Origin of the sequence: Aurantimonas coralicida DSM 14790 (assembly GCF_000421645.1) — a bacterium.
Taxonomy (GTDB): Bacteria; Pseudomonadota; Alphaproteobacteria; order Rhizobiales; family Rhizobiaceae; genus Aurantimonas; species Aurantimonas coralicida.
Genome location: NZ_ATXK01000035.1, coordinates 1 through 2004 on the forward strand (window position 1 = coordinate 1; position 2004 = coordinate 2004).

Consider the following 2004-nt stretch of genomic DNA (forward strand, 5'->3'; position numbering starts at 1 on the left):
GAAAGGCCAATCAAACTCGGAAATAGCTGGTTCTCCGCGAAATCTATTTAGGTAGAGCGTCGGATGAACACTCCAGGGGGTAGAGCACTGAATGGGCTAGGGGGTCTCACCGACTTACCAAACCTAATCAAACTCCGAATACCTGGAAGTGCTATCCGGCAGACACACGGCGGGTGCTAACGTCCGTCGTGGAGAGGGAAACAACCCTGACCACCATCTAAGGTCCCCAAGTTATGGCTAAGTGGGAAAGGATGTGAAGACTCCAAAACAACCAGGATGTTGGCTTAGAAGCAGCCATCATTTAAAGAAAGCGTAACAGCTCACTGGTCTAATCAAGAGTCTTTGCGCCGAAAATGTACCGGGGCTCAAGCCATACACCGAAGCTGTGGGCTCGTCTTTGACGAGCGGTAGCGGAGCGTTCCGTAGGCCTGTGAAGGCGGACCCGTGAGGGCTGCTGGAGGTATCGGAAGTGCGAATGCTGACATGAGTAACGATAAAGGGAGTGAGAGACTCCCTCGCCGAAAGTCCAAGGGTTCCTGCTTAAAGTTAATCTGAGCAGGGTTAGCCGGCCCCTAAGGCGAGGCCGAAAGGCGTAGTCGATGGGAACCACGTTAATAATCGTGGGCCTGGTGGAGAGTGACGGATCTCGTGTATCGTACGGTCTTATTGGATTGATCGTGCGGTGAAGAGGTTCCAGGAAATAGCCCCACCGTATAGACCGTACCCGAAACCGACACAGGTGGACTGGTAGAGTATACCAAGGCGCTTGAGAGAACTATGTTGAAGGAACTCGGCAAATTGCACGCGTAACTTCGGAAGAAGCGTGACCCCCATTTACGCAAGTGGGTGGGGGTGGCACAGACCAGGGGGTAGCGACTGTTTATCAAAAACACAGGGCTCTGCGAAGTCGCAAGACGACGTATAGGGTCTGACGCCTGCCCGGTGCTGGAAGGTTAAGAGGAGGGGTGCAAGCTCTGAATCGAAGCCCCAGTAAACGGCGGCCGTAACTATAACGGTCCTAAGGTAGCGAAATTCCTTGTCGGGTAAGTTCCGACCTGCACGAATGGCGTAACGACTTCCCCGCTGTCTCCAACATAGACTCAGTGAAATTGAATTCCCCGTGAAGATGCGGGGTTCCTGCGGTCAGACGGAAAGACCCCGTGCACCTTTACTATAGCTTTACACTGGCATTCGTGTCGGCATGTGTAGGATAGGTGGTAGGCTTTGAAGCGTGGGCGCCAGCTCGCGTGGAGCCATCCTTGAAATACCACCCTTATCGTCATGGATGTCTAACCGCGGTCCGTCATCCGGATCCGGGACAGTGTATGGTGGGTAGTTTGACTGGGGCGGTCGCCTCCTAAAGAGTAACGGAGGCGCGCGATGGTGGGCTCAGACCGGTCGGAAATCGGTCGTCGAGTGCAATGGCATAAGCCCGCCTGACTGCGAGACAGACAAGTCGAGCAGAGACGAAAGTCGGTCATAGTGATCCGGTGGTCCCGCGTGGAAGGGCCATCGCTCAACGGATAAAAGGTACGCCGGGGATAACAGGCTGATGACCCCCAAGAGTCCATATCGACGGGGTTGTTTGGCACCTCGATGTCGGCTCATCGCATCCTGGGGCTGGAGCAGGTCCCAAGGGTTTGGCTGTTCGCCAATTAAAGCGGTACGTGAGCTGGGTTCAGAACGTCGTGAGACAGTTCGGTCCCTATCTGCCGTGGGTGCAGGAGAATTGACAGGATCTGACCCTAGTACGAGAGGACCGGGTTGGACGTACCTCTGGTGGACCTGTTGTGGCGCCAGCCGCAGTGCAGGGTAGCTATGTACGGTCGGGATAACCGCTGAAGGCATCTAAGCGGGAAACCCACCTGAAAACGAGTTCTCCCTATCAGAGCCGTGGTAGACCACCACGTTGATAGGCCGGGTGTGGACGTGCGGCAACGCATGAAGCTTACCGGTACTAATCGCTCGATCGGCTTGATCATTCTCATTCGTCAATGCCCACCC

Annotated in this window: 1 rRNA gene; it reads left to right on the plus strand. The window is 55.1% G+C overall.

Annotated features, from left to right (window positions below):
• Positions 1-1982, plus strand: a 23S ribosomal RNA gene (locus tag H536_RS0122180); the annotation flags it as partial.
• Between the last annotated feature and the right edge of the window lie 22 nt (positions 1983-2004).